This window comes from Bradyrhizobium sp. 155, from assembly GCF_023101105.1.
Classification (GTDB): Bacteria; Pseudomonadota; Alphaproteobacteria; order Rhizobiales; family Xanthobacteraceae; genus Bradyrhizobium; species Bradyrhizobium canariense_D.
In genome coordinates this window covers 708,303-734,267 of the sequence record NZ_CP064704.1, presented here as the reverse complement: position 1 = coordinate 734,267, position 25,965 = coordinate 708,303, and the positions used below count along the sequence as shown (strand labels likewise).

The 25,965-nt window shown below is 62.3% G+C and carries 23 protein-coding genes, 1 tRNA gene and 1 pseudogene; 6 read left to right on the top strand and 19 right to left on the bottom strand.

What is annotated here, in order from left to right:
• Nucleotides 1-42: 42 nt before the first annotated feature.
• From IVA93_RS03550 to IVA93_RS03540, 3 genes are all read right to left on the bottom strand, one after another.
• Nucleotides 43-702, bottom strand: coding sequence for a DsbA family protein (locus tag IVA93_RS03550; protein WP_026232486.1), 660 nt, complete (start codon nt 700-702; stop codon nt 43-45).
• 98 nt (nt 703-800) lie between these two features.
• Nucleotides 801-1,277 carry a PaaI family thioesterase gene (locus IVA93_RS03545; protein WP_018453214.1) on the bottom strand — a complete coding sequence of 159 codons (477 nt, stop codon included), beginning with the start codon at nt 1,275-1,277 and terminating at the stop codon, nt 801-803.
• A 3-nt stretch (nt 1,278-1,280) separates the two neighbouring features.
• Nucleotides 1,281-1,709: an acyl-CoA thioesterase gene (locus IVA93_RS03540; RefSeq protein ID WP_018453213.1), complete on the bottom strand. Its 429-nt coding sequence runs from the start codon at nt 1,707-1,709 to the stop codon at nt 1,281-1,283.
• A 109-nt stretch (nt 1,710-1,818) separates the two neighbouring features.
• Between IVA93_RS03540 and IVA93_RS03535 the strand changes: the two genes are divergently transcribed.
• A complete protein-coding gene (locus tag IVA93_RS03535; RefSeq protein ID WP_018453212.1) occupies nt 1,819-2,367 on the top strand; it encodes a TetR/AcrR family transcriptional regulator in 549 nt (182 codons plus the stop codon).
• 47 nt (nt 2,368-2,414) lie between these two features.
• Here IVA93_RS03535 and IVA93_RS03530 read toward each other — a convergent pair whose 3' ends face one another.
• The gene (locus tag IVA93_RS03530) at nt 2,415-2,906 is read right to left on the bottom strand and encodes a hypothetical protein (RefSeq protein WP_085361101.1); all 492 of its coding nucleotides are present in this window, start codon (nt 2,904-2,906) and stop codon (nt 2,415-2,417) included.
• A gap of 202 nt (nt 2,907-3,108) precedes the next feature.
• Here IVA93_RS03530 and IVA93_RS03525 point away from each other — a divergent pair, with 202 nt between their 5' ends.
• Nucleotides 3,109-3,393 (top strand): PsiF family protein, encoded by a 285-nt coding sequence (locus tag IVA93_RS03525; RefSeq protein ID WP_018453210.1) that lies wholly within the window; start codon nt 3,109-3,111, stop codon nt 3,391-3,393.
• Nucleotides 3,394-3,491: 98 nt separating this feature from the next.
• Entirely contained in the window at nt 3,492-4,577 is a 1,086-nt protein-coding gene (locus IVA93_RS03520) for an AbrB family protein (protein ID WP_085350767.1), read from the top strand.
• 3 nt (nt 4,578-4,580) lie between these two features.
• Here the strand turns inward: IVA93_RS03520 and IVA93_RS03515 are convergent, their stop codons facing one another.
• On the bottom strand, nt 4,581-5,120 hold the full coding sequence (locus IVA93_RS03515) for a disulfide bond formation protein B (RefSeq protein WP_018453208.1): 540 nt from the start codon (nt 5,118-5,120) through the stop codon (nt 4,581-4,583).
• Between the two features lie 154 nt (nt 5,121-5,274).
• On the opposite strand from IVA93_RS03515, the gene IVA93_RS03510 reads away from it, so the two are divergent.
• Nucleotides 5,275-5,359: transfer RNA gene (locus tag IVA93_RS03510), tRNA-Leu, on the top strand.
• A gap of 101 nt (nt 5,360-5,460) precedes the next feature.
• Here the strand turns inward: IVA93_RS03510 and IVA93_RS03505 are convergent.
• From IVA93_RS03505 to IVA93_RS03480, 5 genes and pseudogenes are all read right to left on the bottom strand, one after another.
• Nucleotides 5,461-6,783: an NAD(P)/FAD-dependent oxidoreductase gene (locus IVA93_RS03505; RefSeq protein WP_018453207.1), complete on the bottom strand. Its 1,323-nt coding sequence runs from the start codon at nt 6,781-6,783 to the stop codon at nt 5,461-5,463.
• A 345-nt stretch (nt 6,784-7,128) separates the two neighbouring features.
• Nucleotides 7,129-7,473: pseudogene (locus IVA93_RS03500) on the bottom strand (cupin domain-containing protein); the annotation flags it as partial.
• A complete protein-coding gene (locus IVA93_RS40885) occupies nt 7,442-8,476 on the bottom strand; it encodes a cupin domain-containing protein (RefSeq protein ID WP_345946341.1) in 1,035 nt (344 codons plus the stop codon). The gene IVA93_RS40885 and the pseudogene IVA93_RS03500, both read right to left, overlap by 32 nt.
• Nucleotides 8,476-9,480: a 4-hydroxythreonine-4-phosphate dehydrogenase PdxA gene (pdxA, locus tag IVA93_RS03485; RefSeq protein WP_026232485.1), complete on the bottom strand. Its 1,005-nt coding sequence runs from the start codon at nt 9,478-9,480 to the stop codon at nt 8,476-8,478. The genes IVA93_RS40885 and pdxA overlap by 1 nt, the downstream gene beginning before the upstream one ends.
• Nucleotides 9,477-10,544, bottom strand: coding sequence for a four-carbon acid sugar kinase family protein (locus tag IVA93_RS03480; RefSeq protein WP_026232484.1), 1,068 nt, complete (start codon nt 10,542-10,544; stop codon nt 9,477-9,479). Before IVA93_RS03480 ends, pdxA begins: the two co-directional genes overlap by 4 nt.
• 74 nt (nt 10,545-10,618) lie before the next feature.
• On the opposite strand from IVA93_RS03480, the gene IVA93_RS03475 reads away from it, so the two are divergent.
• The gene (locus IVA93_RS03475; RefSeq protein WP_026232483.1) at nt 10,619-11,491 is read left to right on the top strand and encodes a LysR family transcriptional regulator; all 873 of its coding nucleotides are present in this window, start codon (nt 10,619-10,621) and stop codon (nt 11,489-11,491) included.
• A 146-nt stretch (nt 11,492-11,637) separates the two neighbouring features.
• Here IVA93_RS03475 and IVA93_RS03470 read toward each other — a convergent pair whose 3' ends face one another.
• From IVA93_RS03470 to IVA93_RS03430, 9 genes are all read right to left on the bottom strand, one after another.
• The gene (locus IVA93_RS03470; RefSeq protein ID WP_247453594.1) at nt 11,638-13,095 is read right to left on the bottom strand and encodes an aldehyde dehydrogenase family protein; all 1,458 of its coding nucleotides are present in this window, start codon (nt 13,093-13,095) and stop codon (nt 11,638-11,640) included.
• An 83-nt stretch (nt 13,096-13,178) separates the two neighbouring features.
• Nucleotides 13,179-14,372, bottom strand: coding sequence for an alanine racemase (locus IVA93_RS03465; protein WP_198293338.1), 1,194 nt, complete (start codon nt 14,370-14,372; stop codon nt 13,179-13,181).
• 11 nt (nt 14,373-14,383) lie between these two features.
• Complete coding sequence (locus IVA93_RS03460) at nt 14,384-15,169, bottom strand: GNAT family N-acetyltransferase (RefSeq protein WP_018453197.1); 786 nt, start codon at nt 15,167-15,169, stop codon at nt 14,384-14,386.
• A gap of 450 nt (nt 15,170-15,619) precedes the next feature.
• Nucleotides 15,620-17,047: a threonine synthase gene (gene thrC, locus IVA93_RS03455; RefSeq protein WP_247360895.1), complete on the bottom strand. Its 1,428-nt coding sequence runs from the start codon at nt 17,045-17,047 to the stop codon at nt 15,620-15,622.
• A gap of 87 nt (nt 17,048-17,134) precedes the next feature.
• A complete protein-coding gene (locus tag IVA93_RS03450; RefSeq protein WP_247539632.1) occupies nt 17,135-18,445 on the bottom strand; it encodes an NAD(P)/FAD-dependent oxidoreductase in 1,311 nt (436 codons plus the stop codon).
• A gap of 153 nt (nt 18,446-18,598) precedes the next feature.
• Nucleotides 18,599-19,477, bottom strand: coding sequence for an ABC transporter permease (locus tag IVA93_RS03445; protein WP_026232479.1), 879 nt, complete (start codon nt 19,475-19,477; stop codon nt 18,599-18,601).
• A gap of 37 nt (nt 19,478-19,514) precedes the next feature.
• Nucleotides 19,515-20,465 (bottom strand): ABC transporter permease, encoded by a 951-nt coding sequence (locus IVA93_RS03440; RefSeq protein ID WP_018453192.1) that lies wholly within the window; start codon nt 20,463-20,465, stop codon nt 19,515-19,517.
• Nucleotides 20,466-20,537: 72 nt separating this feature from the next.
• Nucleotides 20,538-22,202 (bottom strand): peptide ABC transporter substrate-binding protein, encoded by a 1,665-nt coding sequence (locus IVA93_RS03435; RefSeq protein ID WP_085361104.1) that lies wholly within the window; start codon nt 22,200-22,202, stop codon nt 20,538-20,540.
• Nucleotides 22,199-23,902, bottom strand: a complete 1,704-nt coding sequence (locus tag IVA93_RS03430) for an ABC transporter ATP-binding protein (RefSeq protein WP_039798616.1) — start codon at nt 23,900-23,902, stop codon at nt 22,199-22,201. The genes IVA93_RS03435 and IVA93_RS03430 overlap by 4 nt, the downstream gene beginning before the upstream one ends.
• A 678-nt stretch (nt 23,903-24,580) precedes the next feature.
• Here IVA93_RS03430 and IVA93_RS03425 point away from each other — a divergent pair.
• The gene (locus IVA93_RS03425; RefSeq protein ID WP_247299260.1) at nt 24,581-25,906 is read left to right on the top strand and encodes an NAD(P)/FAD-dependent oxidoreductase; all 1,326 of its coding nucleotides are present in this window, start codon (nt 24,581-24,583) and stop codon (nt 25,904-25,906) included.
• Nucleotides 25,907-25,965: the final 59 nt, after the last annotated feature.

The window sequence follows — 25,965 nt, the reverse complement described above, 5'->3', positions numbered from 1 at the left end:
CCGCGGCGGCGCCTTCGTATTGCGCGGTGAATATCGCTCGGCTCAGTTCATCTTGGCCTTGCGGGCGTCGGCGATGACCTGCTCGAACTCGTTCATGCTGAGCACGCCGGGCACGCGGTATTTGCCGACGATGAAGGACGGCGTGCCGCGGAAACCGAAGGCTTCGGCCTGCTCGTTGTTGCGCTTGAGCACGGCGTCGATGTCCTTGGCGTGATCGGCGAGATCGCGCTTCAACCGATCCATGTCGACGCCGGCCGCCGCGAGCAGTTCGTTGATGCGCGGCTCCGTCAGGCGCGAGCTGACGCCCATCATGGCGTCATGGGCCTGGTGGTATTTGTCCTGGAATTTCGCCGCCAGCGCGGTCCGCGCGGCCGTGACCGAAACCGGACCGAGAATCGGCCAGTCCTTCATCACCAGCCGGACCTTGCCGTCGTCCTGGATGACCTGACGCAACTCGGGCTCGAGCTTGCGGCAATAGGGGCAGTTATAGTCGGACCATTCGATGATGCTGATATTCCCGTCGGGATTGCCGGCCACGGGAACGTCGGGATCGCGCAGCACCTTGGCTTCGGTCAGCACCTCGTCTTCGTCGGTTGCCGCCCGCGCCGCGGTGATCCCACCGGCGACAAGGGCGCCCGCTCCAATCAGCGTCAGCGCCGCGCGCCGCGTCGGCACAAGGCTCTTATTCCTGAATCCAGCCATATCTCGTTCCATTTCGGTCCCATTTCCGTGGATACGGTCCGAGACTGGGAATTGTTACAGGTCATATAGAGTGTCGCGGCGCCGATGTCATCGCCACGCTATGCCGGTATCGGGGCCGGCGCTTGGGAAGCGGCAACGCGGGGCAGCATTGCCATCAGCGTGCCGGTCATCGTGGCGATCAACGTGACCTTGCCCTCGTGCTCGGCAAACGCCCTGGCCTCGCAAAAGGTCAGCGTGCGGCCGGGCTTGACCACCTCTGCCTTGAAGACGAAACGCTCGCCCCGTGCCGGCGCGAGCAGCGTAGTCTTGAACTCGACGGTGAGGATATCGGCCTCGCGCGGCATCAGGGTGAAGGCGGCGACACCACAGGCATTGTCGAGGCCTGCGGTAATGATGCCGGCGTGGACAAAGCCGTTCTGCTGTGTGAGGGCCGGCGAATGCAGCATGGCTAATTCAGCCTCGCCCGGCGCAAGGCGGACGATCACGATACCGAGCGTGTGCATCGCCGGCTGGCCGTCGAACATGGCGATGCCAGCCGCGCGATAGCCCGGGTTCTTCGGCTCATATGCAGCCATGGCTCAGGCCTCCGCCTTCTCGGCGAGGTGCCTCAAGGCCACCTCGCGGATGGCATCCGTGAACGGCACCGATTTGCGCTGGCTCCGGTCCATGTGCACGCCCGTGATCTCGCAGAACGCGGCGATCTCGCCGGTCTCGGCATTGGTCATGTCGTGCCGGAAGCGGATCGATTTGTCGCGGATCTCAAGCAGATGGCTGCGGATCTCGACGATGTCGCCGGCGCGCAGCTCGCGCTTATAGGTGATGTTCTGCTGCACGGCGGCCATGCCGCGGCCGGAGCCGCGCAGATAGCTCGGCGTCAGCCCGAGGCGAGCGAACAGATTCCAGTTGGCCTCGTCGAATTTGCCGACATACCACATGATGTTCATATGGCCGACGTGATCGCACTGCCATGGATAGACCGTGCCGCGATAGGTCGCCTCCTGCTCCATCGCAATTCTCCCTGGCCTTTTCTGCCTTTGATTGTCGATACGGTAGCGTATCAACCTCCTCCCGCGTTAGCAATACGGCACCGTATCAAGAATCGGCGAGGCTGCCTGCATGAGTGACGGCAAAGGCGATGTCTGGGTCGAGGCAGGGCTCACCGAGCTCGCCCGATCGGGAGTCGAGGGGGTTCGGGTCGAGGTGCTCGCCAAGAATCTGGGCGTCACCAAGGGCGGCTTCTACCGCCGCTTCGCCGACCGTGCCGCACTGCTCGGTGCCATGCTGGAACGCTGGCGCGAGGGGCGCTCAACGGCGATCGCGCAGCAAACGAGTCTCGATGGCCAAGAGCCCCGTGAACGGCTGCGGGCGGTGATCCAGCTCTATTCGGAGCGGCTCAATCCGGACGGGATGGCAATCGAGCTTGCGATCCGGCAATGGGCTCGCTCGGACGAGGGCGCCGCGGCAGCGGTGGCGAACGTGGACGCCGCGCGGCTGAAGCACGTCGCCGAACTCTATCGCGCGACCGGCCTCGATACCGAGGCAGCCGAAGCGCAGGCCTTCCTGTTCTACTGCTTCATCTTCGGCCAGAGCCTGCTGTTCGTCGAGCGCGGCCCGCGCAAGCGATCGCAGCTCGTGGCAAAATCGGCCGAGAAGCTCCTGGATTAAAGCAAGAGGCCGGAGCTTGGCTCCGGCCTCTGCGTCGTCTTGAAGCGTCAGGCGGCGCCCTTCAGCTTCTTGTTGCATTCGCTGTAATAGCCGCCGCCCTTCTCGATCCACTTCATGCCGCCATTGCCGTTGGTGGCCTTGTTGGCGTTGTACTGGTCGACGCAGGTGTGCAGGCGCCCCTTGCCGGGGGTCTCCTTGGCGTATTTCGGATCGACCGCGTTCGGATAGATCGCGGGGCCGGCCGGCAGGGTCGGGGCAGCAGCCGGGGCGGCCTCCTTCTTCGCCTGCTTCGGCTCGGCGGGAGCGGCGGGCGCAGCAGGAGCGGCCGCGGTCGGCGCAGCCGCTGGCGTCGCGTCCGCGCCGCACTGGGCCTTGCGGAAGTCATTCCACTTCGTGGTGCCGAGCGACCCGTCCTTCTTGGCGGCCTGGTATTTCGCGCTGCACTCCTGCGAGGTCAGCGCCTGCGCCGGCGCACTTGCCACCAGCGCGGCAAAGCCCGACAGCGCAACTGCACATAGCAACTTTGATTGAATGGTCATCCTTGGTCTCCTCCTTGATCTTCCCCCGAGGGAAGTGAACCGAGGATTGCTATCCTAGCGTGCCGCCCGCCCGCGACAAGGAAGCGATGGCTGCTGCCGCCAAAATATAGTGATCCTCCACGTTCCAATTATTCATGTCGCGTTCAGCAACGCCAGCCGACTTTCGCGCCCTTCGCAATTCCCGCAAGAAGAGTGCAGCACCATGACCCTCACATCTCGCCTCGCCGTCGTCGCTCTCGCCTCCCTGCTCGCCACCGGCACCGCCTTCGCGCAGACCGCCGCGCCGGCAGCAAAGACCGACACCAAAACCACAACCGCCGCCCCCATGGACAAGAAGGCACCGAAGGAGCACTCGGCCGAGTCGCTCGAATGCTCCAAGCAGGCCGACGCCAAGGGCCTGCACGGCAAGGAGCGCAAGAAATTCCGCTCCGAATGCATCAAGACCGCCAAGGCCGGCATGGCCGCGCCGGCTGCGGAGAAGAAGTAAATCCTTCCCCCCTGCTCGCGGCTTCGGCGAGAGGCGCGCGCATTGCGGTATGACGTGGCCGCAATTGTGCGCCTCTTGTTGATTTGCGATAAGGTGGTGTGAAGCAAATCACCGCCTCCCTGCCGTTCGAATGGCCGAGCCGTGCCAAGATGTTGAGCACGGTGGAAACGCTCGTCATTGGCACCGCCGGGGGCCTCGTGTTTCTGCTCGCGGGCCTTCCGGGGGGATTGATCTCGGGCTCCATGATCGCGGTAGGGATCGCCGCGATCGCCGGTCGCCAGCTGACGCTGCCGCCGATCCTGACCCAGACGGTGCTGGTGCTGCTCGGCATTTCGTTAGGATCAGTCGTCTCTCGCCACCTGCTTCAACAGGTCAGTGCCTATCCGCTCACCATCGGGCTGCTCGCGCTCGCGACCTTCTGCTCGACCTTCGGCTCCAGTTATTATCTCCAGCGCATTCACGGCTGGGACCGCACCTCGGCCTTCCTCGCCGGCAGCCCCGGCGCGCTGTCGCAGATCACGATTTTGGCGGTCGAGCGCGGCGCCGACCTGCCGGGCATCGCGGTGGTGCAGACCATGCGCGTCATCATCCTCACCGCGGCCCTGCCGATGGTGCTGGCGTTCGCCGGCGTCGCGCCCTCCGTCGCGCCATCGCTGACGACGACGATCGCCTCGCCGCTCGACCTCGTCGAGCTGGTCGCGGCCTCGCTGGCCGCGGCACTCCTCCTGCGGCTGATCAGGTTTCCGGCGAGCTGGATGTTCGGTGCGATGATCGGCTCAAGCGTGCTGCATGGCGCCGGTTGGGTCGAGGGCGGCCTGCCGGACTGGGTACGCGGCGTGGCGCTGGTCGGCATCGGCGCCCTGATCGGCAGCCGCTTCGCGCGGATGAGGATCAAGACGCTCGCCGGCCACATCAACGCGGCACTGGGCTCGTTTGCCATCGCCATCGCCGTTTCCGCGATCTTCGTCGGCATCGTGGCGCTCACCACGCAGGTGAAATTCTCCGACGTCGTGGTCGCCTACGCACCGGGCGCGATGGACGCCATGCTGGCGCTGGCCCTGACGCTGCACATCGATCCGATCTTCGTCGGCGCACATCACCTCTCGCGCTTCGTCTTCGTGACGATCGCGACGCCGGGCATTGTGCACCTGTTCGGCCGGACGCAGGACGATGTGGATGATTGAGCCTCAGCGCTTCACCGTCGCAACGAATCCCCACGCGGCGATCGCAGCCATCAAGAGCGAGATCAGCACGTTGTAGCCGGCAAGCGAGAGGCCGAGGAAGCGCCACTGCACCTCGTCGCAGCGGACCACCTTCACGGTGTCGAGCCGCGACAGCAGGTCGGTGGCGCTGCCGAGATTGACGACGGGACCGGAGCAGTCGGTCGGTCCCTTCCAAAAGCCCCATTCGACGCCGGAATGATAGGTGCCGAGCCCGGCATTGGCGATGCTCGCGAGCGCAAGGATCGCCAGGCCCGCGAGCAGCAGCGGTCTCGGCGCACCGCCCCGCGCCGCGAGTGCGATGAGCAGGCCGAGCGGGATCACGAGGTAATAGGCGTAGCGCTGCTCCAGGCAGAGCGGACAGGGCACAATCCCGAGCACCAGCTGGAAGAACCAGGCGCCCGCGATGGTCGCGGCTGCCGTCAGCGCGACCGCGAGCGAAGCGGCCAGCGCAGGGGTCGTGGCCGCCGGTTTGAACGCAGGTATTGCGGCACTCTGGGTTGTCACGGCAGCCTCCTTTCGATGGGTCGCTTTCCAAGGCTGTAACCCCGGCTCATGCGGCTGTCGAGAACGGCCCGGATCACTTTGGCGCGGGTTGACCCCGCTTGGTCCATGGCTATAGTCCGCCGGCTTCGCGACGCCCGCCTAGGGCCGACCGAGGGCCCCTGTGGCGGAACTGGTAGACGCGCTCGACTCAAAATCGAGTTCCGCAAGGAGTGCTGGTTCGATTCCGGCCAGGGGCACCAACTAGGCTGTTCAAGCCCGTTCTAAATCGTCCGCAACCATCCGCAGTACTCCAAACCTGGCGTTGCTCGGTACGCGTCAGGCCCGACTTCCGGCTCGATCTTCAGATGGCCGAGATGTCCAGCTTCGAGCCATCGGTCAGACGCGACAGCCGGAACGGTGCGGGATCGACGCAAGGAGTGTCGTTGACGAGAAGCTGTGCGGCCAGATAGCCAAGGCCCGGGCCCAAACCGAAGCCGTGACCCGAGCAGCCCGCTGCGAGGACGAGGCCTTCCACCCGGTCCACCTTCGACACGACAGGCACTGCATCCGGCGTGCAATCGACGAAGCCGCCCCAAGCGCTACCGAGCTTTATTTCGCCGAGTTGGGGGAAGGTTTTCCGGACACTCGCCACCACTTGGCTCACCAGCCATTTCAAGGGCGGAGGATCCAGCACGCGATTCTGTTCGAAGATCCGATCGTCGTTGGTCAGCAGCGCCGTCATTGAATCCGGCCCCGAAACGAACGATTGGCCGACGCCAATCCTGACGTTCTTCAGGCGACGCAAGAACTGCGGCATGAATTCCCGGCTGTACCGGATAGCCTGGGGCGTGATTTCGAGGTTCGCCTTGCCGCTGATCGCAAGCGTATAGCTGCCGTCCAGTCGACGCGTGATCGTGCAGTAGGGTGTGGAGACCGCCTCGCCTATGTTGATTGTCGGGGTGGAACGCAGCGCGGTCTGACGGATGCTCGCTTGGGGAAAACTGATCCCGAGCGGCCGAAGGAAGCGCGAGGACCAGGCGCCGGCGGCGCAAAGCACCGCGCTGGTTCTGATATAGCCCTTCTCCGTGTGCACGCCTGCAATCTTGCCATTGGCCAAGTCGAGCGCCCGCGCGGCGCATCCCTGGTGGATCGTGGCGCCCAGAATTCTGGCCCCTTCGGCGATAGCCGGCGCGGCGAGCGCAGGTTCGGCCTTGCCGTCCCGAGCCGAATAGGTCCCGCCGACCCATTTGTCGCGCGCTTCGGGGACGCGCTCGGCCACCTCCGCCCGGCTCAGCACGCGGGTGTCGACGTCGTACTCCCTGGCGACCTCGCGCCACCTTTCCCAGCCGGCGAGCACAGCCTCGTCGTGGGTCGCATAGACGAGTCCGCAGCGCCGAAATCCGAGGTCCCGATTGATATCGCGCGTGAGCTCGTCCCACAGCCGCATAGAGATCACCGAGAGTGGCAGTTCGCGGCGATCGCGGTTCTGCTGCCGGCACCAACCCCAGTTTCGGCTCGATTGTTCACAGGCGACGTGACCCTTCTCGAGGAGCGCCACAGAGAGGCCGCGCTTCGCCAGGTAATAGGCGGCCGTAGCGCCGAGGATACCGCCGCCGACTATGACGACATCGGCCTCGGCCGGGAGACGCTCATCGCTGTGAATGCGCTCGACATGGGGCGACATGTTCCAACGAACCTCGGCTGCCAAGAACGCGGAAGCAAAATTCCGATCAACCCTTCATCGCATCAGGCGCCCGATAGAATGTGCTGAAATCATCTAGGACTTCGCAAGATGTTCGGGTTTTTGAGCGCTTGAGCGATACGAGCTGCTCAAGCGCGATCGTCCCAGTTCGGCGCAACGGCGGCGCGACCTGCTTGTCCACGGAGACTGGACCGCTTTTCGATGCCCCAGAAAAATGGACCCAGACCGTCGCGATTGGCTCGGCGACACCGGGACGAGTGATGTCCTGAACCACGAGCGTCGAGAAGGCACCAGCGCGGCGGCAAAGCCCATTTCGGCGCCCGAAGTCATCTTCCGCACTGTCTCGATCGTCTTCCATACGCCGACATAGCCGGGTTTCATCACAAAGCTGTCGCCGGCGCGGAAAATGCGAGGCTCCTTGCCTTCCTCGGTCAGCTCCACCACGCCGGAAAGGATGTGGCAGTACTCAAAGGTCTCGCCCTTGATCGAGCGGTTCTCGCCAGGCGTGGCTTCCCAGACTCCGGTCTTCACCGAGTCGGCGCGGGAGGAGTCCTGCTCCCAGGTCCTGAGGTCATCGAGGCCGGACCGGCGAAGGCCGGTCGACGGCGTCAAGCGTTTGCTCCGATCGCAGGCAGACGGTCTAGCCTTCGAGGTCGTGAGCGGTGCCGGCATCCATGGATGTGCCGGGTTCGAGCAGCACGACCTCGCAGACGTCGTCCAGCGCGACAGGGCAATGCTCTACCCCATGCGGGACCACGATGAACTCGCCTTGCTCGATGATCTCGTCCCGATCACGAAACTTCATCAGCAGGCGGCCTTTGTGCACCAGGAAGAGTTCGTCACCGCTCCTGTGAAAGCGCCAGGCGAACTCGCCCGCGAACTTGGCGAGCTTGATCTGCATGTCGTTAATCTGACCCGCGATCTTCGGAGACCAAGTCTCCTTGAGCTGCCCGAACGAGCTGGCCAGGTTCTTCTTGTGGAGCGGCGAGAGATGCCGGTTCAGAGCGGCCACGTCACGGATGATGGCCCCAAGCTGGCGAGCGACGTCCTTGTCGTCGGCCGGATACTTGCCGTCCAACGCGGCCGTGCCGATAGTGAAGCCGGCGGCTCCTGCGTCCTTCAGGATGGCGATCCGCTCAGGCGTATCAATCGAGCCGGCCACATAGACGGGCTTGGGCACCGCCGCGCACACCGCCTTGATGAGGGCCGGGACGTCTTCCTTGGAGCGATAGGCGAGCAGGTCGAGGCCATACACGCCCTCCCGCACGGCGAGCGCCTGGGCGCTCTCAACGATCTCCTCGATGCTCCCTTCGAGCACGCTCGGATGACCGGTGATGCGACCCGGGAAGGGGCAGTATTGAATGCCGGTGCCAGCAAGGATCGGCAACACGTCGTCAACATGTGTGCCGCCGAGCAAGACGTTGACGCCGATTTCAACCGCCGCTTTCGCCGAAACGATCTCACTTTGCCGGTCGAGTGAGACGACTTCGAGATAGGAGGTGGCGCCGTCTGCCTTGATGACCCGGTTGAGAACTTTGAGTCGATCAATCGGCAGGCCGATGTCCTTGAAACCGATGTGGCGAACGCCAAGCCTCAGGGCGGTCTTGAGTTGTTCAGAGGCGTCCCCGACGGTGCGATCGTTGCGCGTGAGCATGAAGATAAAGCGAAGGCCCATTAGACTACCCCTTCTTTGGTCTTAATTTGCGCGGCGACGAGCCTTCGCGCGTAAGCCAGCGCGGTCTCGAGACTGCCGGTGTCGGCGATGCCTCGACCCGCAATGTCGAATGCCGTGCCGTGATCAGGGCTTGTACGGACGAACGGCAGGCCGAGCGTGATGTTCACACCCTTTTCGAGGCCGAGATATTTCACCGGAATTAGGCCCTGATCGTGATATTGGGCCACGACCACATCGAAGCGGCCCTTGCGGGCCTGCATGTAGACAGTGTCCCCGGGCCAGGGGCCACTGGCGTCGATGCCCTCGGCGCGGGCCGCTTCGATCGCAGGCCGGATGATCTGGATTTCTTCGTCGCCGAAGAGACCACCTTCGCCGGCATGGGGGTTGAGCCCTGCCACTGCAATGCGCGGCGCCGCGATCCCGAGGGCCTTGCCGCCCTCATTTGCGAGCCGGATCGCCGACATCTGGGCATCGAAATCCGCTTGGTCGATGGCTTTGCGCAGCGACATGTGGATGGTGACGAGAACCGTGCGGATATCATCGTTGGCCAGCATCATCGCAACGCGCTCCGCACCACCATAGTCGGCGAGGATTTCGGTGTGCCCGGGATAGCGAATGCCCGCGCTTGCCATCGCTTCCTTGTTGATCGGTGCGGTGACGATGCCGCTGACCTTGCCGGCCTTGGCTGCCGCGACGGCGGCGACGATGGCATCGAAGGAAGCTTGGCCGGACATGGCGCTGACGCTCCCGAGCGGAGGCGGCGCGATGATTTGCGTCGCCTCGACGACTTCGATGGACCGCGGCTCAGAGCGCGCCTCTTCAGGTCGGGCGATACGCCTGACCGTCAGCTCGAGACCCAGACGATGGACGATATTCTCCATCACGACGTAGCTGCCGAATACGACCGTGCCTTCGCCGGCTTTGGCCAATGTCTTCGCCACGATCTCCGGGCCGATGCCGGAGGCATCGCCCATTGTGACGGCGAGGGGAGCGGATTGGGTCATGATACAACCAGTTCTGATACCGAGGTGCCAAGGCGGAGCCGCGTGATCGCACGACGCAGCGTATCGTCGTCGCCAAAGCCGCCTGCCTTCATGGCGATCAGCAGCTCTCGTCCATCTCCGAGGGACGTGCGGCCAAGCGGAAAGCCTGGCTCGAGCTCTTGCAGGATCTCGAACTCATAAATGTCCAGGCCGTCCAGAATCGCCTCCATGGTGTCCCCGCCTGTGGCGATCACCATATCGAAACGCTCGTCGGCCAGCCGTCGAGCCGCATTTTGAGCAATGTCGCGCAGGACGGATCCGGGATCATTCATCCGTTCGATCGGAGCCTGCAGCAGAGCGATTCCAGGCTCCATTGCGATGCAGTCGGCCTGACGATGGCTGCGCGGATTGGCGCTGCCGATCGCAACAAGAATGTCGCCACTAACCGCGGCGGTCACGTCCGACGCAACCGCAAGCGGCGCAAGACGCTTCGCCAGGGCAAGGGCCATGCCCGGAGAGCCCACCCATAGGATCGACTCCGGATCCGGCAGGGCCGCAACTTGTTTGTCGAGATCGGCCTGTGTTGCAGCATCAAGGATGACGACGCTTCCGATGGAGGCCGGAACGAGCTCAGCCAGCCGAGAATGTCGCGCCGGATGGACGGGGTCGCGACCGTATTCGGTCTCCGTTACAGGAATGCCGTCCACAAGCTGAACGCCGTCGACGGTTGTACGCCCAGCGCCAGGGAACGCAGGTGCAAAGACCAGCATCTTGCGGCCGCTTACGGTGAAGGCCGCTTCCATCTCGGCCGTCACGTGCCCGCGAAGAGTCGAGTCGACGGTCTTGTAGAGGACAACCCGCGAAGCGAGCTGCTCGGCAAGTTCTGACTGCCGCCGCGCCGCTTGCGAAACCGGCACTGATCTAGATCCGCTATCAACGGCGACAATCGTGGCCTCCTGGTGCGGCAGCCGGCGTCGGCCGACAACGGCTCGCAAACCGCGCTCGACAAACGGACCGGCCCCATCGGCGGCGCTGGTCAGGTCGTCGGCTAGGATACCGATTGTGTATTCGCCATTGGTTCGCATGGATCAATTATGCTAAGCAAATTCAACATAAAAAGCGATATTTTTTGCGCTACATTGGTGATATGAGATCACCAATGAGGCGATCAGAAATACCTTCATTGGACGACTTGCGTGCGTTCGAGACCGCTGCGCGGCTGGGGTCGGTTCGGCTTGCCGCGAACAGCCTTGCCTTGACCCATGGGGCTGTGAGTCGCCGTATCACCAAACTGTCGGAAGACCTTGGCTTCAAACTCTTCGAAAAAAGCGGACGTGGCTTGAGTCTCACTGCCTCTGGAGAAGTGCTCAACCTCACACTCGGCCGTTTCTTCACCGAGCTGGCGACAACCGTTGAGAGCTTGCGTGCTGCCAACGCACAGCAGAACTCCCTCGTTCTCTCATGCGAGCCTTCAGTCGCTATGCGCTGGCTTATTCCACGGCTTGCAAGCTTTCAGGCCGTCCATCCCGACATCGCTCTACATCTGTCAGTCGCCGGCGGCCCCGTCGAGTTTCGCCGCGATCGGATCGATCTGGCTATACGTCGGCTCGACTTTGCGCTCCCAGAGGCGTGGCACGTCCGGCGCCTTTTTCCTGAAAGGGTAGGACCGGTCATGAGCCCTCAGCTCGCAGCGGTGTTTGCCTCAGGAAACTACATCGCCCTAGGTTCGAAGACTCGGGCGGACGCTTGGTCGCGATGGCTTTCCACCCACCCGTCGGTGCGGCGCCCCGCGGAGATACGCTTCTACGATCACCACTTCCTCATCGTCGAAGCAGCATTGGCGGGATTGGGCGTTGCCCTCAGCCCGCGGGTCCTTGCAACGGACGACGTAGATAGAGGGCGGCTCATCGCACCTGCCGGTTTCGATCCGGACGAAAGCCACTATGGCCTCATCTGGGCGGGAGAAACTGAACTGTCTGGGAAAGCGAACTATCTTGCTTCATGGCTGCAGGAACAGTGCAATCTGATCTAATGATTCAACTTCGCGCTCCTCAAGGGCTCGGCGCTATCAGGCGTTGAACCCGACTTGAGAAGGTGTTCGTCGATTCGACGCGTGTGCGATCACCGCCGGAAACACTTCCGCGTCAGCGGAAGCCGATTCGCTTTCCGAGATGAATTTCATCGATAGAATCCGAGAACGGCCTTGGTCTCGAGATATTCTTCCATGCCCTCGCGGCCGTATTCCCTGCCGTTTCCGGAACGCTTGTATCCGCCAAAAGGTGCGTTCGGGTCCCAGTCGGGATAGTTGAGATGAACTTGACCAGACCGGATCTGCCCGGCGACCGCCTGCATCGTTTCAATATCCGTGCCCTGCACATGCGCGCCGAGGCCGTAGACGGTATCGTTGGCAATCTCGACCGCCTCGTCGACCCTATCGTAGGGAATGATCGACAGCACCGGGCCGAAGATCTCCTCCTGCGCAATTCTCATGTCGCGATTGACGTTCGAGAAGATGGTCGGCCGCGCATAGAGGCCGACCTGAAGGTCGTTGGGCCGCCCCGGCCCGCCAATGACAAGCTTGGCGCCTTCCTCCAGGCCGATGCCGATCATGGCCTGGATACGCTCGAACTGCGGCGGGTTGGCGATCGGACCATGGGTCGTGCTTTCCGCAAGCGGATCGCCGACCACCAATTCAGAAGCGGCCGCCGCCGCCAGGATCTCGACCTTTGCCATCTGTGAGCGGGACACAAGCATACGCGTCGGTGCGCTGCAGGATTGGCCGAGATTGCGGAAGGCGGCGGCGACACCGAGCGGAACAGCCCGGCTCAAATCCGCATCCGGCAAGATGATGTTCGGTGACTTGCCGCCGAGCTCCTGTGCGACGCGCTTGACGGTGGGCGCCGCTGCTTGCGCGACGAGAACGCCTGCCCGCGTCGAGCCGGTGATCGAGATCATGTCGACTTGCGGATGCGACGCCAGACCGGTCCCCACGACTGGACCTGTCCCGTTGACGAGGTTGAAGACGCCGGGCGGACAGCCGGCATCGTCCATCACCTTGGCGAACAACAGGGCACTCAGCGGCGAAAGTTCGCTCGGCTTCAACACCACCGTGCAGCCAGCTGCCAGCGCCGGAGCGACCTTGGCCGTAATCTGGTAGAGGGGCCAATTCCAGGGGGTGATAAGACCACAGACGCCGATTGCCTCGCGCATAATCGCGGTGCTGCCGCGCGTGGCGATGAACGGATAGGTCGCGAGATTGTCACGCGCGACGCGGATATGTTCGGCAGCGAGCGGCACCTGGGCGCGGCGCGCGTAAGTGATGGCGGCCCCCATCTCGCACGTGATGGCCTGCGCAAACAGCTCCAGTCTATCGAGAAGCAAACTTTGAACCCGGTCGAGCAGCGCCGCCCGCTCGGCAGCCGGCTTACGGGACCAGCCGGTAAAGGCTTTTCTCGCGGCTACGACCGCGCAGTCTACATCCTCGTCATCGCCGAGCGCGATTTCTGCGACCGGCTGCTCGATCGCCGGATTGACGACGATCGCCGTCGCCAACCCTGTCGGCTTCCGCCATTCTCCGTCGATGTAAAATTTGCCGAGGAAGCCGGCTTCCGTCAGGTGTCGAACGGCCGAGGTCATTGGAAGCGATCCTTGATCCGGTAATAGACGCCGACCAGCGGAAGCTGGGCATGCGCAAATCGCCGCCCGATTCTGTTTCAGATCTACCAGCCGCGCATCCGCGGCCACTGAGCTTCGATTGCGTCACTTCCCGCCGAGATGACATTGTAAAGTTCGTGCTGTGACGCCGTCGCGCAGGCATGATTGGGCAGAATCCTGACCTTCGCGCCGATCGGGATATGCGGGAGGGCTGCAGCCGATCTGGACCTTATGGCGAGGATGCCGTGCTCCTGGCTCGCCTGCGCGACGATCAGATTCGGATAGAGTTGGCCGGACAGATCGCAGACGAGACCGTAACCTTGGTCGACCCGCTGCGCCGCGGTGCCGCGATCACGTGACAGTGCCATCCAGCCCGCATCGACCAAAATCCATCCCTTCTCCGGCTTCGTGCCGATGACGGTGGCGAGAACCGAGATCGCGATGTCGTCGGTCGTGCAGACACCGACGCCGTGCATCACCAGATCGAAGAACATGTAGACGCCGGCCCGCATCTCCGTGACGCCGGTCAGGCCTTCGGCGAAATGGGCGGTCGGCGTCGAACCGACACTTACGACCGGGCATTCATGCCCCGCCGCCCGCAATGTCTCCGCGGCCGCCACGGCCACGGCCCTTTCGTTCTCTGCGGCCGCGACGAGGGCATCGGACGAGCAAAGGCTGTAGGATTCGCCGGCATGGGTGAGAATGCCGGCGAGCGTGACGCCGGCCTCGGCCAGGGCCGCCGCGACGGCGATGAGCTTGGGATCGGTGGCGGTCAGCCCGCCGCGATGGCCGTCGCAGTCGATCTCGATGAAGGCGGAGGGCGTCACGCCGGCGGCACGCGCTGCCGTGCCCAACATCGCCGCCTGTTCAGGCGAATCGAGCAGCACCTTAAGGTCAACGCCGGCTTTGCGGAGACGCATCGCCCTTTCAGCGGTGTGCGGTGCCACGCCGACGGCATATGTCACGTCACGGAAACCGTACTGCGCGAAGTACTCAGCCTCCGCCAAGGTGGAGACCGTGATCGGCCCCGGCCCGGAGGGATAGGCGCGCTGGGCAACCTCGATGGATTTCGCGGTTTTCATATGGGGGCGCAGCACGACGCCAGCCGCGGCCATACGAGAGGACAGACGGGCGAGATTGCGATCCAGCCGGTCTTTGTCGAGCAGGAGGGCCGGCGTCGCCAGTGCGCCGACCGTCGCGGTTATCTCGCGTGGCGCGGCGTTCTGGCTATCCGTCCGGCGCATATCGGGGCGTTGCATCTCAAGGTCTCCTAGCCGAACGACTGGTTGGCGACCGCGAACGTGCGCGCCGGCCCGGTCCATGGCATCTGCGTCCCCAAGACCATGGTGGTGGCGTCGCTGACCTTCTGCAGGCCGATGTTTCCAAGCCAGTCACCGAGTTGCGAGGAGGCGGAGGTGTCGATCCGGACGAAAACACTCCCGAGGGGCGCGAGCGCGGCCTCGATCAATGCGCGCGCATCGGTCGGGCTTTCGGCGATCACAGGGCCGATGACATGCCCGCGGCCGAAGAGACGGGAAATGGCGTAGCCGCGGGGTATGCCGTCACGCAGCAGGACATAGCCGCAACCGACCTCGATCAGCCGGTTCAGCATCTCGCGCCTCATCCAGCCGGTGGCCTCGTGATCGAGACCGACTATGGCCTCGAAGTCCGACGGAACCATCGCTCTGACGTTTCCGACCGGCGGCATGTCGCGGCCCTGGCCAGGAACGCCATGATGCTGGTGCAGCATGCCGATGCTGGCGAAGCCGCGGCGTGCGTAAAGCGCAAGGCCTTCGGCGGTCGAATTCAGCGTGACGATTCGTGGTCGTGCCGCCGCGAGCAGCGCGTCCATCAGCCGGGCCCCGTACCCCCGTCCCTGAACGGCTTTCGAGACGATGACCATTCCGGCGGAAGCATGGGTGTCGCCGTAAGGCCACCACAGCGCGGTCCCCACCACAGCACCCGCACTCGTCACCACGAAACCGCGGCCAAGCTGCAGCGCAAATTCCCAATCCTTGAGCAGATACGGCCAAGACATCTCCTGCGAGAGCTTCAAGGCACCTTTCAGATGCGCTCTCGCGAAAGGGACTAGGGCCACGTCTTCAATCTCGCGTTCTCCGGCTTGGGTAGCTTCGGTTGCCATGATGCGTCGACGTCTCATGCTTGGGTTAGCGGACTAATCGTCAGCGCCTGACACGGCGAGGTCCATCTGACGATGTTCCCGCGAATTGCAGCGTATCTTGGCTGCGACAGCATTACGCGATCAGGCTGACGCAGAGTTCGGCAGGGAATTGCATTGATGATCCGATAGAAGGGACGATGTGCTGTCAGCGTCTCGCCACGCCGCAGCGCGATCCCGTTCCGGCATCCGATGGCCCGGAACGATACCGGGCATCAACCGCGGATCGCTCCGATAGCGCGCTTGAACGAACGCTGCGACCTCGTCGGGTGACAGCACCGTAAATACAGCCACGGCTGAAACACTCTTCGATCCGGAATCGACCCTTCAACAGGTTGCACCCTGCGTGATGTCCGCAATGTAGTTCTTTATAGCTTGTGCATTCGGGGGAAGGACTTTGACTCGCCTCGGCAGCCCTTCTAGTCCATCGAACCGTTGCGGACGATCTGGTTGCCGGCCTAACGCTTCCTTGATCGTCGTAGCGAATTTGATTGGCTGTGCAGTTTCGAGCACAAGCATCGGCGTCTCGGGGCTCGCATGCATGCGCCCGACCGTCACACCATCCGCAGTGTGAGGATCGATCATTGTGTTGTAGCGCTCCCACGTGTCACGGATCGTCGCCAGTCGATCGGCATGAGTGCTCCTGCCGCTGCGGAATCCGAAACGCGCCGCCGCCGTTACGAAGCTGGGATCACCGCTGAGGTCAAACGAACCGCATTCCCAAAGTTGGTTCTCAAACAGCGATTTCGTCCGACGGGCGTCGCGACCGAGCAAGTCGAACACGAAACGCTCGAGATTTGACGCCTTGGAGATGTCCATGGAAGGACTCGATGTTTCAAGCGTGTCAGCTCGGCTTCTGACGCGATAAATGCCGCTGCGGAAAAACTCGTCGAGCACGTCGTTTTCGTTGGTCGCAAGGACGAGACGGGATATTGGAAGTCCCATCATGCGCGCAACATGACCAGCGCAGATGTTTCCGAAGTTTCCTGAAGGCACGGAAAAGTCAACGCCTGCTGACCTCCCTTCGGAGACTTGAAAATAGCCGGAGAAGTAATAGACGACCTGCGCGACCAGTCGGGCCCAGTTGATCGAATTCACCGCACCTATCTTATATCGTCGTTTGAATTCCAGATCGCTGGACACACATTTGACGATGTCTTGGCAGTCGTCGAACACGCCATCTATGGCGATGTTGTGGATGTTGTCGTCCTGCAGGCTGAACATCTGAGCTTGCTGAAAGGAGCTCATCCGTCCGAGGGGCGACATCATGAAGACCCGCACCCCTTTCTTGCCGCGCATTGCGTATTCCGCAGCGCTCCCGGTGTCGCCACTGGTCGCCCCAAGAATGTTCAATTCGTCGTGCCGCCGTGCCAGTTCGTACTCGAGCAGATTGCCGAGCAACTGCATGGCCACGTCCTTGAACGCCAGCGTAGGACCGTTCGACAATTCCTGGAGGTAAAGCCGCGTCTCGAGCTTTCGAAGCGGAACGATGCTCGAGGTTCCAAAGATCTCGGGCGTGTAGGTCTTTTCGCAGATTGCCTTCAGGTCAGCGGGCGGAATATCGCTGACGTAGAGCGACAGGACCTCGAAGGCCAGGCTGGGATAGGACAAGGCACGCCACGCATCCAATGTAGCGGCGTCCACACGCGGGTAGGTCTCAGGTACGTACAGCCCGCCATCCTCGGCGAGGCCTTCAAGCAATGTTTCGCAGAACTGTCTGCGACCTGAATGTCCGCGCGTGGATACGTAGTGCATCGATGCTCTTCTTTCGAGAGGCGGCAGTGCCGCCAGCTCCATGACCTGAGTTGTACCTTTGGGAATGCCCGATGGAGTTTCCAGCCGTCAGCGGCGGTCGCGCCACAGCGCAAAACGATCCTGCATCCGATATCCCCAGATCATGGCGGGCATGAACCAGGGATCGCCACGATAGAGCGGGATGGAGTCCGGCGGACGGAAGTCAAAGGCGGTGCGCGCCCGTTCGTGGTTTCCGATCAGCTTGTGGGCCGCGTGCATCCCGATCCAAGGCGCCCAGACGACGCCTGAACCGCAGAAGCCAGTGGCATAAACCACACCGTCCTCTTCGAAGATGCGCGGGAGCATGTCGCGATTCATCGCCACATTGCCGAACCAGCTGTGCGAAAGGTGAACATTCTCGAGTTCGGGGAAAAGGTTCACCAACCCCTTGCGCAGCAGGAGCTTTGGAGCCACCGGGTTACCGACACGAGAGCTGTCGCGCCCCCCTAACAGGATACGTTTGCCGTCGGGCGATGGGCGGTAATAGAACCCGACCTGGCGGTTCTCGGTCATCATCATGCGTTTGGGCATCAGCCGCGCCATGACGTCAGGTGCGAGCTCCTCGGTTGCAATGATCCGGCTGCGAACCGGGACCAGCCTGCGGCGCAGGAAGGGAACGGCGCTATCAGTATAGCCATTCGTGCAAACCAGCACATGACGCGCCTGCACCGAACCGGCCGAGGTCACGATACGGAATCCGGAACCATCTCTCTCGATGGAGATGACGGGCGTATCCGCATGAACCGCGACGCCCGAAGCGAGCGCCACGCGAAGCAGTTCAGCGTGAAACTTCGCCGGTTGTAGCCCTCCGATATCCATCCGGACTGTTCCACCCCGGTAGACATCGGTGCCGATGTAGCTGTGCTGCTCGGCATAAGGTACGGCGTGAGACTCGATCCGCAGCCTCTTCGCTAATACTTCCGCGCTACGCGCCATCGTGTCGTACTGCTCATATCCGAACGCGCCCTTGAACTGCCCGACCAGCTGGAAATCGCAGGCAAGCCCCTCGGTCTTGATGAAATCGTAAAGGAACTCGCGGGCGATCTTGCCTTCCGCCTCGATTGCCAGCGCCTTGTCTGCGCCGAAGCGTCGGGAGATCGCGGCGTAATCCGGCCGTATGCTCGCGCTGGTTATTCCACCGTTGCGCGTCGAGGCTCCCTCGCCCGGACTCATCGCGTCAAAGGCCGCAACCGAGCGTCCCTCGCGCGCCAGCACCAGCCCGGCCGAAAGAGAGGCATAGCCAGCGCCCACGATCAGCACGTCAAGTTTCTTGGGAAGAGTCTGTTGAGGCAGCGACCTAAGTGGTGCGGCTTCCCACCAATAGGGCGTGTCCTTCTCTGCGGCTCTGGGCTCGTGCATGTCGCTGACTTCTCGTGTGTTTAAAGTGGCCTTGGATTACTGACAAGACGGATTCTGATCAGCCAACGCGATGCTTGCGACGTCTACGCTATCAAGAGGTTCTGCTGGATAGCCTTCAACGCTGTCCGCTGCCTGCCACCTGGGCTCAAGCCGTCAAATGTGGTCATCTCTAACGTCAAGCGCATCGCGCAGCCCGTCGCCGATGAAGTTGAAGCTGGTCACTGCGATCGTAATCGCAGCGCCTGGAATGATGGCAAGCCAGGGAGCGCTGGCCAGATATTGCTGGGCGCCGTTGAGCAGATTGCCCCAGCTGGGCAGCGGTGGTTGGATGCCGTAACCAAGGAAACTGATATAGGCCTCCAGAAGAATCGCACGGGCGACGGTGAGGCTTGCGGCCACGATGATCGGACCCGTGGCATTGGGCAGAATTTCGCGAAGCATGATGTGCCTGCCGCTCAGACCGACCATGCGCGCGGCCTGGACAAACTCGCGCTCGCGCAGCGAACGGACCTCGGCTTCGACGATCCTGGCAACCTCCATCCAGCTCGTGACAGCAATGATGACAGTGATCATCATCGGGCTGGGCCGGAGCGTCGCGGCCAACGCCAGCACGAGGAAAATCGAGGGGAAGGAAAGAAAGCCATCCACCGTGCGCATCAGCGCGGCTCCGATCCAGCCCCCGCGATAGCCTGCGGTCACGCCGACGAGCGTTCCGATCAGCGTTGACAACAACATCGCGGAGAATCCCACCAGTAGCGAGACACGCCCGGCCATCAAGAGTCGCACGGCCAAGTCTCGCCCCAACGGGTCGGTGCCGAAATAATGATGACCGCTCAAGGGAGGAGCAAAGCGGGCGCGCAGATCTATATAGAGCGAATCGTAAGGCAAGGCGTAGGGGCCCACGACGCACGCCAACACGAGCAGGGCGATCATCGCGAACCCGAGCAGCGCCAGATGGTGTCGCATGAACCGGCGCACCCCGCGGCTGTGCCACCAGCGAATTGGAGGGAGGTGGGCGGAGATGTCAGTCATAACGGGGGACTCCTGTTGACGGCACGAACCGGCGTCTTCAGCTGAGACGAATGCGCGGATCGACGAGTGCGACAAGGATGTCTGCGACGAGATTGCCCAGCACGACAAGGATGGCTGAGAATATCAACAGCCCCATGACCATCGGATAGTCACTGTAGCCGAGGCTGTCGAGAAACAGCCGCCCCATTCCCGGCCAGGTAAAGATGGTCTCAGTGACCAACGCGCCGGTCAGAATGCTCGGCAACTGCACCCCAGCCAGGGTGATCATCGGCAACAGCGCATTGCCGACGACATGCTTCAGCAGGATGCGGCGCTCACTTAGGCCCTTGGCACGAGCCGTCTTGACGAAATCCTGGCTCAGCGCATCAAGGGTCGCGGTGCGCATGTAGCGGCTCCAGACCGCGACATGGACCAGCGACAACACCAAGCTTGGCAAGATCAGGTGATGCAAGTAGTCCAGCACCGATCCGTCGCCGATCGTGTACATGTTCCCTGCAGGCACCCAACCGAGCTTCAACGTGAAGATATAGATGCCGACGAGGCCGAACCAGAAGGTCGGGACCGACAGCGCGACCATGGCGCCAATCGTCGCGCAATAATCGAACAGGGAATAGCGGTGGGTGGCACCGCGGATCCCGATCCAGGAACCAAGGGCGATGGCCAGTGCCGTGGAAGTCCCCATCAGCAGCAGCGTAGCGAAGAGGTGACGCCCAATCACCGCCAGCACCGGCGTTCCGTCGCGGAAAGAGTGACCCCAGTCGCCCTGAACCAACCGCCAGGCCCAATCAAAATACTGAATCCACAACGGCCGGTTCAGCCCGAGCTGCTCTGCCAGTCGCTCAATGTCCTTCTGGGTCATGCCGGGATCCAGCCCGAACTGCGCGAGAGGACCGCCCGGCATGAAGTTGAGCACCGTGAAGCCGATGATCGAGACGATCACCAACAGCACGATGCTTTGCGAAAAGCGATTAAGCAGGAACCCGGGCATTCGAGTCTCCATGTTAGCTTGACAGCGCCTAGGCGCCGCCCTGCGCCTATACGGGCCTCGGGCGGCGATACGTCAACTCGCCCAAGACCAAGCCAGCGCGTTCCAGGATTCGGTGCGCGTGTTGACGTTCGGCACGACGCCGGAAATGCCCTTCTTGTTACCCTGGACCGAATTGGTCTGGTACAGCGGCAGGAAGGGCAGGTCGCGGCGAACGAGCTCTTGTACGCGACGGTAGATCGAGCGCCGCGCGTCCGGATCGAAGCTGCGAGCGCCTTGGTCGAGCAAGGCATCGACCTCTGGATTTGAATACTGCGCATTATTCGAACCACGCCCGCCCTTCGCTGCAATCGCACGCGAGTGCAAGCGATTGGTCACGTCCGGGTCGGCGCCGATCAGATACGTGCTGCCGACGATCACGGAATCGAATTGCGATTGCTGCCAGAACTCGCCCCACATCACCGCGGCGGGCAAGTTCGATATCTTCATCTCGACGCCCAACTGAGCAAATGTCTGCTGCAAGAACTGCTGCACCTGCTCGCGAAGCGGATCGCCTGACGTGGTCGAGCTGGCAAAGGACAGACGGACGCCGCTTTTGGCACGAACGCCATCCCGCCCGGGCGCCCAGCCGGCTTGGTCGAGGATCTGGCGCGCGCGGTCCAGATTGTATGCGTGTGCCGGAAGATTGGGGTTATAGTAGGTGGACTGCCTCGGCATGAAGGTCTCCGTCGGAGTCGGCACGCCGTAATAGAGCCCCTGGATGATCGATTCCTTGTCGATGGCTGCGTAGAGCGCCTCACGGACTGCAAGTTCCTTGAACTGTGGACGCTCCAAATTCAGGTAAAAGGACTCGAATGAAGCCTTTGGGACCAGTGTCACCACTCGGTTCGCCAGCGCCTTGGCTTCCTCGTAATGATCAGCTGTGATGTACGGCTGCCCCATCAGGTCCACATCACCGCTCTTGAACTGAGTGTAGAGGACGGTGAGATCGGGAATGTATTTGAAGATCAGCTTCTCGATGTGTGGGCCTTCTCCGAAATATTCGGGGTTAGCCACGAGTTCGAGATGATCGCCTGCAACCCGCTTACCCCATTTGAATGCGCCGGTGCCGACCGGCGCCTGGTTGAAGGCGGCGTTGTTTGGATTGGCCTCCTTCTCGAGGATGTGCTTGGGCACGATGAAGGTTTCGGTCAGGAACGAAAGATAAGGCGCAAAAACCTGTTCCATTCGCCACGAGATCTCCGTGGGCGAGATCACCGTGATGTCGCGCACGAGGGCATGGCCAGCTGTGCGCCAACTCCGGAAGGCGGGATTGGTGATCAGTTCGAGGGTGAATTTCACATCCTCGGCCGTGAAGGGTTTGCCGTCGTGCCAGCGCACACCGTCACGCAGACGGATGCGCCATTTGAGGCCGTCCTCCGAAATGCCGCCGTTCTTCTGGTTCGGTACTTCGACGGCAAGGTTGGGCTCAATCTCACCCTTTGGGTCGATCCGGAAGAGCGCGTCGAAAACCGAGAAATGCACACCATCATCGACTTCAATGTGCGCCATCAGCGGATTGAAGACGGTCGGCTCTTGTCCAAGTCCGACGACGATGCGACCGCTCGGTTTGGCGGGGGCCTTCTGAGCGAAGGCGGGCGTACCCAACAGGCCTGGTGCAGCGAGGCCGGCAGCCCCGGCCACCATCAATCGAAGTGCATTGCGCCGTGAATAGCTCGAGTCAAAATAGGCTTCCGTCATGACCTCTCCTCGTTCTTGGCTGTGTCCCGCCGGTATTCATTGACTCCCGCGAGCGCGCGAGCGCCCCTTGGCTGCTCGCCGGGGATGGCAGCGACGAGCTCGCGCGTGTAGGCGGATTTCGGGTCCAGGAAGATCTGCGACGGCGGTCCGCGTTCGATGATCTGTCCTCGATGCATGACGGCGATCTCATCGCAAATCTGGCTGGCAACGCGCAAATCATGCGTGATGAAGATCATCGAGACGCCGGTCTCCCGCTGAATCTGATCCAGCAGCTTCAGGATTTGGGCCTGGATCGAGACATCAAGCGCGGAGACGGCTTCGTCGGCGATCAGCAGTTGTGGTTTGAACATCAGCGCACGGGCGATGCCGACGCGCTGGCGCTGACCGCCGGAAAATTCGTGCGGATAGCGGTCGAAGGCGCCTGAATCCAGGCCGACATGGGACAGAAGCTCCCGCGCCCGCTCACCAGCCTCTCTGTGCGGCACGCCATGCGCGACCGGCCCGACTGTGAGAATTTGCCCGACCGTCGAGCGCGGGTTGAGCGACGCAAAAGGATCCTGGAAGATCATCTGGATTTTTGGCCTTAGCGGCCTAAACTCGGCCTCGGTAAGCCGGGCGACGTCGCGGCCTTCGAAGAAAATCGAGCCACCGTCGCTCTCCATGAGCTTGATCAGCAGCCGCCCGAGCGACGATTTGCCCGAACCGCTTTCTCCGACAACGCCTAGCGTGCGGCCCTGCGTGAGATCGAACGAGACACCATTGACCGCAGGCACGATGCGCTGCGTACGGAAAAGCGCACTGCCGCTACGATAGGTCTTGACCAGACACTCGACCTTCAGGATTGACGCCCTGTCGGCGGCTTCCAAGGGATTGCGGTCCTTGCCGGTCAGGTGCGGCACGGCCGCGATCAGGCGGCGCGTATAGAGGTGACTGGGCGACTTGAGCACCTGCTCGGCACTGCCTTGCTCCACGCAATGACCCTTCTCCATCACCACAACGGAATCGGCAATCTCCGCCACGACTCCAAAGTCATGGGTGATGAACATCACGCTCATTCCCTTGCGGCGCTGAATGTCGCGGATCAGTTTGAGGATCTGCGCCTGCGTCGTCACGTCGAGGGCGGTCGTCGGCTCGTCCGCAATCAGGATCGCGGGCTCAAGAGCCAACGCCATGGCGATCATCACCCGCTGCCGTTGCCCGCCCGAAAGCCGGAATGGATACTGGTGATACATGAGTTGCGGATCGGGAAGGCCGACCTCAACCAACAAGTCTATGGCGCGGCTGCGACGGGATTTCGCGGTCCCAACGTCGTGCGCTGCCATCACTTCCTCGATCTGCGCGCCCACGGTCATCAGCGGATTGAGCGCTGAGAGCGGATCTTGAAAGATCATCGAGACGACGCGGCCGCGAAGGTTGCGGAGCTTATCGGGCGAGATGGCTACGATGTCGGTCCCATTCAGGTCGATCGAACCCGAGGCAACACGTATCGCCTTGGGCAGAAGCCCCATGATCGCATTGGCTGTGACCGACTTGCCCGATCCGGACTCTCCAATGATGCACAGTATCTGACCCCGCTTCAGATCAAAGGAGACGTTCTCGACGGCGTGAGCCCGCTCCATCCCGGCCGGCAGGCTCACGGTCAGTTCGCGCACCGAGAGTGCCACATCTTCCGAAGCTACAGCCTGAGAGGCAGAGGCCATTTGAACAGTCTCCCCTTTCAACGGCGTTGGGTCATTCTGCTGCGGATTGGCTCTTCGGCCATTGTTGCCGCCGCGACGATCGGACAGGTCGAAAATTCGCCGCTCATTTTGCCATTCCCTGTTCGGAGAGTGCGACATGATTCAAAGCTTGGTGCTCGACAGGAAAAAGCTGTCGCTCAAGCCAAAACATCGGACGAGCGGCCAACTCGATCACTGAATCGAAGTTCGTGGAGCTAACAGTCCCATCCAGCTTGATTGCTCTTGTGGAGGTCTGTTCCTGGACAAGGCTCATCCAGCGTCCCTTTAGAACTTCTGCCACTGATCGACATTGACCCGGCATTCGCGAGTTTGACTGCTTCAATCACCCCAGAGTCGCCGAAACGCGCCGTATGGGCAGCAGGAAGTTCTGAAAACGAAGTGCCATCTGGCATTTCAGTCTGCGCCGCGACGAGAGAACTCTCAGGCGGCCTGCCTTGTGCACGGCACGGCTGCACGCGCTCAACGCCTGATGCCCTGGTGCTTTGGCGAATGAGGTGGGCGCGAGCAACGTGTTCTCGCAATAATAGCTTGAACAGTAGTCGGCAAACCGCAGAATATTCCGTCTAATCACAAATTCCCGCAGAGCACCTGCCGCGAATGCTCAGCTACGATAGGTCAAACGCCGGGAGTCCTCGCTTCATGAGTGCGCCGCTCATCCATATTGAATCAAGCCCGTCTCTGCCTCAAGAGGCTGACGTCGTCGTCATTGGCGGCGGCGTGGTGGGCGTGTTCACGGCTTACTATCTCGCCCGCCGCGGCGTTAAGGTCGCCTTGCTAGAGAAGGGGCGTGTCGCCGCCGAGCAGTCCAGTCGCAATTGGGGATGGTGCCGTCAACAGAATCGCGACGCACGCGAGCTACCGATCGCCACCAAGAGTCTCGATCTTTGGGAGAGAGTAGCACAGGAGACCGGGGAAGACACGGGCTTCCGCCGCTGCGGGCTTCTCTATCTGTCGAATGACGAGAATGAGCTGACCTGCTGGGCGAAATGGCGCGATTTTGCAAAGACGGTCGGCGTTACGACACACATGTTGAGCACGAACGAAGCTAGCGAGAGAGGCAAAGCGACGGGCCGCAAATGGAAAGGCGGCGTCTCCTCTCCAACCGACGGAACGGCAGACCCTTCGAAGGCTGTGCCCGTGGTCGCGCGTGCGATGATGACGGCGGGCGGCACGGTGCACCAGCACTGCGCCGCTCGCGGCATAGAGCTCCGTGCCGGCCGGGTGAACGGCGTAGTGACCGAAATGGGCACAATCCGGACCAACACGGTGGTCATGGCAGGAGGGGCCTGGGCCTCTTCGTTCTGCAACCAGCTCGGCATTCGCTTCCCACAGGCGTCCGTGCGCCAGTCCATTCTCGCCGTGGCTCCTGGCGCGGCGGGTCTGCCCGACGCCCTGCACACTGCAGTCGTGTCGCTCACGCGGCGTAGCAGCGGCGGGTACACGCTGGCGATAAGCGGGCGCGCGCGAGTCGATCCAACGCCGCAGCAATTCAGGTTCGCCCGCGAATTCGTGCCGATGTTTGCTCGCCGCTGGCGCAGTCTCGCCCCTGGAGCATTCGAGGGCATGCGCCAAGGTCATGAATCCTTGGCGAAGTGGGCGCTCGATGAGACGACCCCGATGGAGCTGAACCGGACACTTAATCCCCGTCCCGACATGCGGCAGATTCGGCTGACACATAAAAGAGCTTGCGAATTGCTGCCTGAACTCCGTCGCGTCGCAATCTCCAATGTCTGGGCCGGCTATATTGACAGCACACCGGATGGCGTTCCCGCCATCGGTGAGGTGGGGGCGATTCCGGGCTTTATCCTTGCGGCCGGGTTCAGCGGACACGGTTTCGGGATTGGTCCCGGCGCAGGGCACCTGATGGCGGACATCATTACTGGTACTGCACCGATCGTCGACCCGCGTCCATACAGGCCGGAGCGGCTGAAAACGGGTGCCTGGGGCAAGGTCGCCGAGTTCTGAAAAGCAATCTCTCCGCCCGGTGGGAAAGGATGCTGGTTGGTGCTATGACAGTGCGTATG

Coding starts and splice junctions, on each gene's coding strand:
- IVA93_RS03450 (WP_247539632.1), bottom strand. CDS start 18,445: ATGCACGAGCCCAGAGCCGCAGAGAAGGACACGCCCTATTGGTGGGAA.
- IVA93_RS03535 (WP_018453212.1), top strand. CDS start 1,819: ATGAGTGACGGCAAAGGCGATGTCTGGGTCGAGGCAGGGCTCACCGAG.
- IVA93_RS03430 (WP_039798616.1), bottom strand. CDS start 23,902: ATGGCCTCTGCCTCTCAGGCTGTAGCTTCGGAAGATGTGGCACTCTCG.
- IVA93_RS03465 (WP_198293338.1), bottom strand. CDS start 14,372: ATGCAACGCCCCGATATGCGCCGGACGGATAGCCAGAACGCCGCGCCA.
- IVA93_RS03425 (WP_247299260.1), top strand. CDS start 24,581: ATGAGTGCGCCGCTCATCCATATTGAATCAAGCCCGTCTCTGCCTCAA.
- IVA93_RS03480 (WP_026232484.1), bottom strand. CDS start 10,544: ATGCGAACCAATGGCGAATACACAATCGGTATCCTAGCCGACGACCTG.
- IVA93_RS03440 (WP_018453192.1), bottom strand. CDS start 20,465: ATGCCCGGGTTCCTGCTTAATCGCTTTTCGCAAAGCATCGTGCTGTTG.
- IVA93_RS03475 (WP_026232483.1), top strand. CDS start 10,619: ATGAGGCGATCAGAAATACCTTCATTGGACGACTTGCGTGCGTTCGAG.
- IVA93_RS03505 (WP_018453207.1), bottom strand. CDS start 6,783: ATGTCGCCCCATGTCGAGCGCATTCACAGCGATGAGCGTCTCCCGGCC.
- IVA93_RS03445 (WP_026232479.1), bottom strand. CDS start 19,477: ATGACTGACATCTCCGCCCACCTCCCTCCAATTCGCTGGTGGCACAGC.
- IVA93_RS03470 (WP_247453594.1), bottom strand. CDS start 13,095: ATGACCTCGGCCGTTCGACACCTGACGGAAGCCGGCTTCCTCGGCAAA.
- IVA93_RS03545 (WP_018453214.1), bottom strand. CDS start 1,277: ATGGCTGCATATGAGCCGAAGAACCCGGGCTATCGCGCGGCTGGCATC.
- pdxA (WP_026232485.1), bottom strand. CDS start 9,480: ATGACCCAATCCGCTCCCCTCGCCGTCACAATGGGCGATGCCTCCGGC.
- IVA93_RS03550 (WP_026232486.1), bottom strand. CDS start 702: ATGGCTGGATTCAGGAATAAGAGCCTTGTGCCGACGCGGCGCGCGGCG.
- IVA93_RS03540 (WP_018453213.1), bottom strand. CDS start 1,709: ATGGAGCAGGAGGCGACCTATCGCGGCACGGTCTATCCATGGCAGTGC.
- IVA93_RS03435 (WP_085361104.1), bottom strand. CDS start 22,202: ATGACGGAAGCCTATTTTGACTCGAGCTATTCACGGCGCAATGCACTT.
- IVA93_RS40885 (WP_345946341.1), bottom strand. CDS start 8,476: ATGGGCCTTCGCTTTATCTTCATGCTCACGCGCAACGATCGCACCGTC.
- thrC (WP_247360895.1), bottom strand. CDS start 17,047: ATGCACTACGTATCCACGCGCGGACATTCAGGTCGCAGACAGTTCTGC.
- IVA93_RS03530 (WP_085361101.1), bottom strand. CDS start 2,906: ATGACCATTCAATCAAAGTTGCTATGTGCAGTTGCGCTGTCGGGCTTT.
- IVA93_RS03525 (WP_018453210.1), top strand. CDS start 3,109: ATGACCCTCACATCTCGCCTCGCCGTCGTCGCTCTCGCCTCCCTGCTC.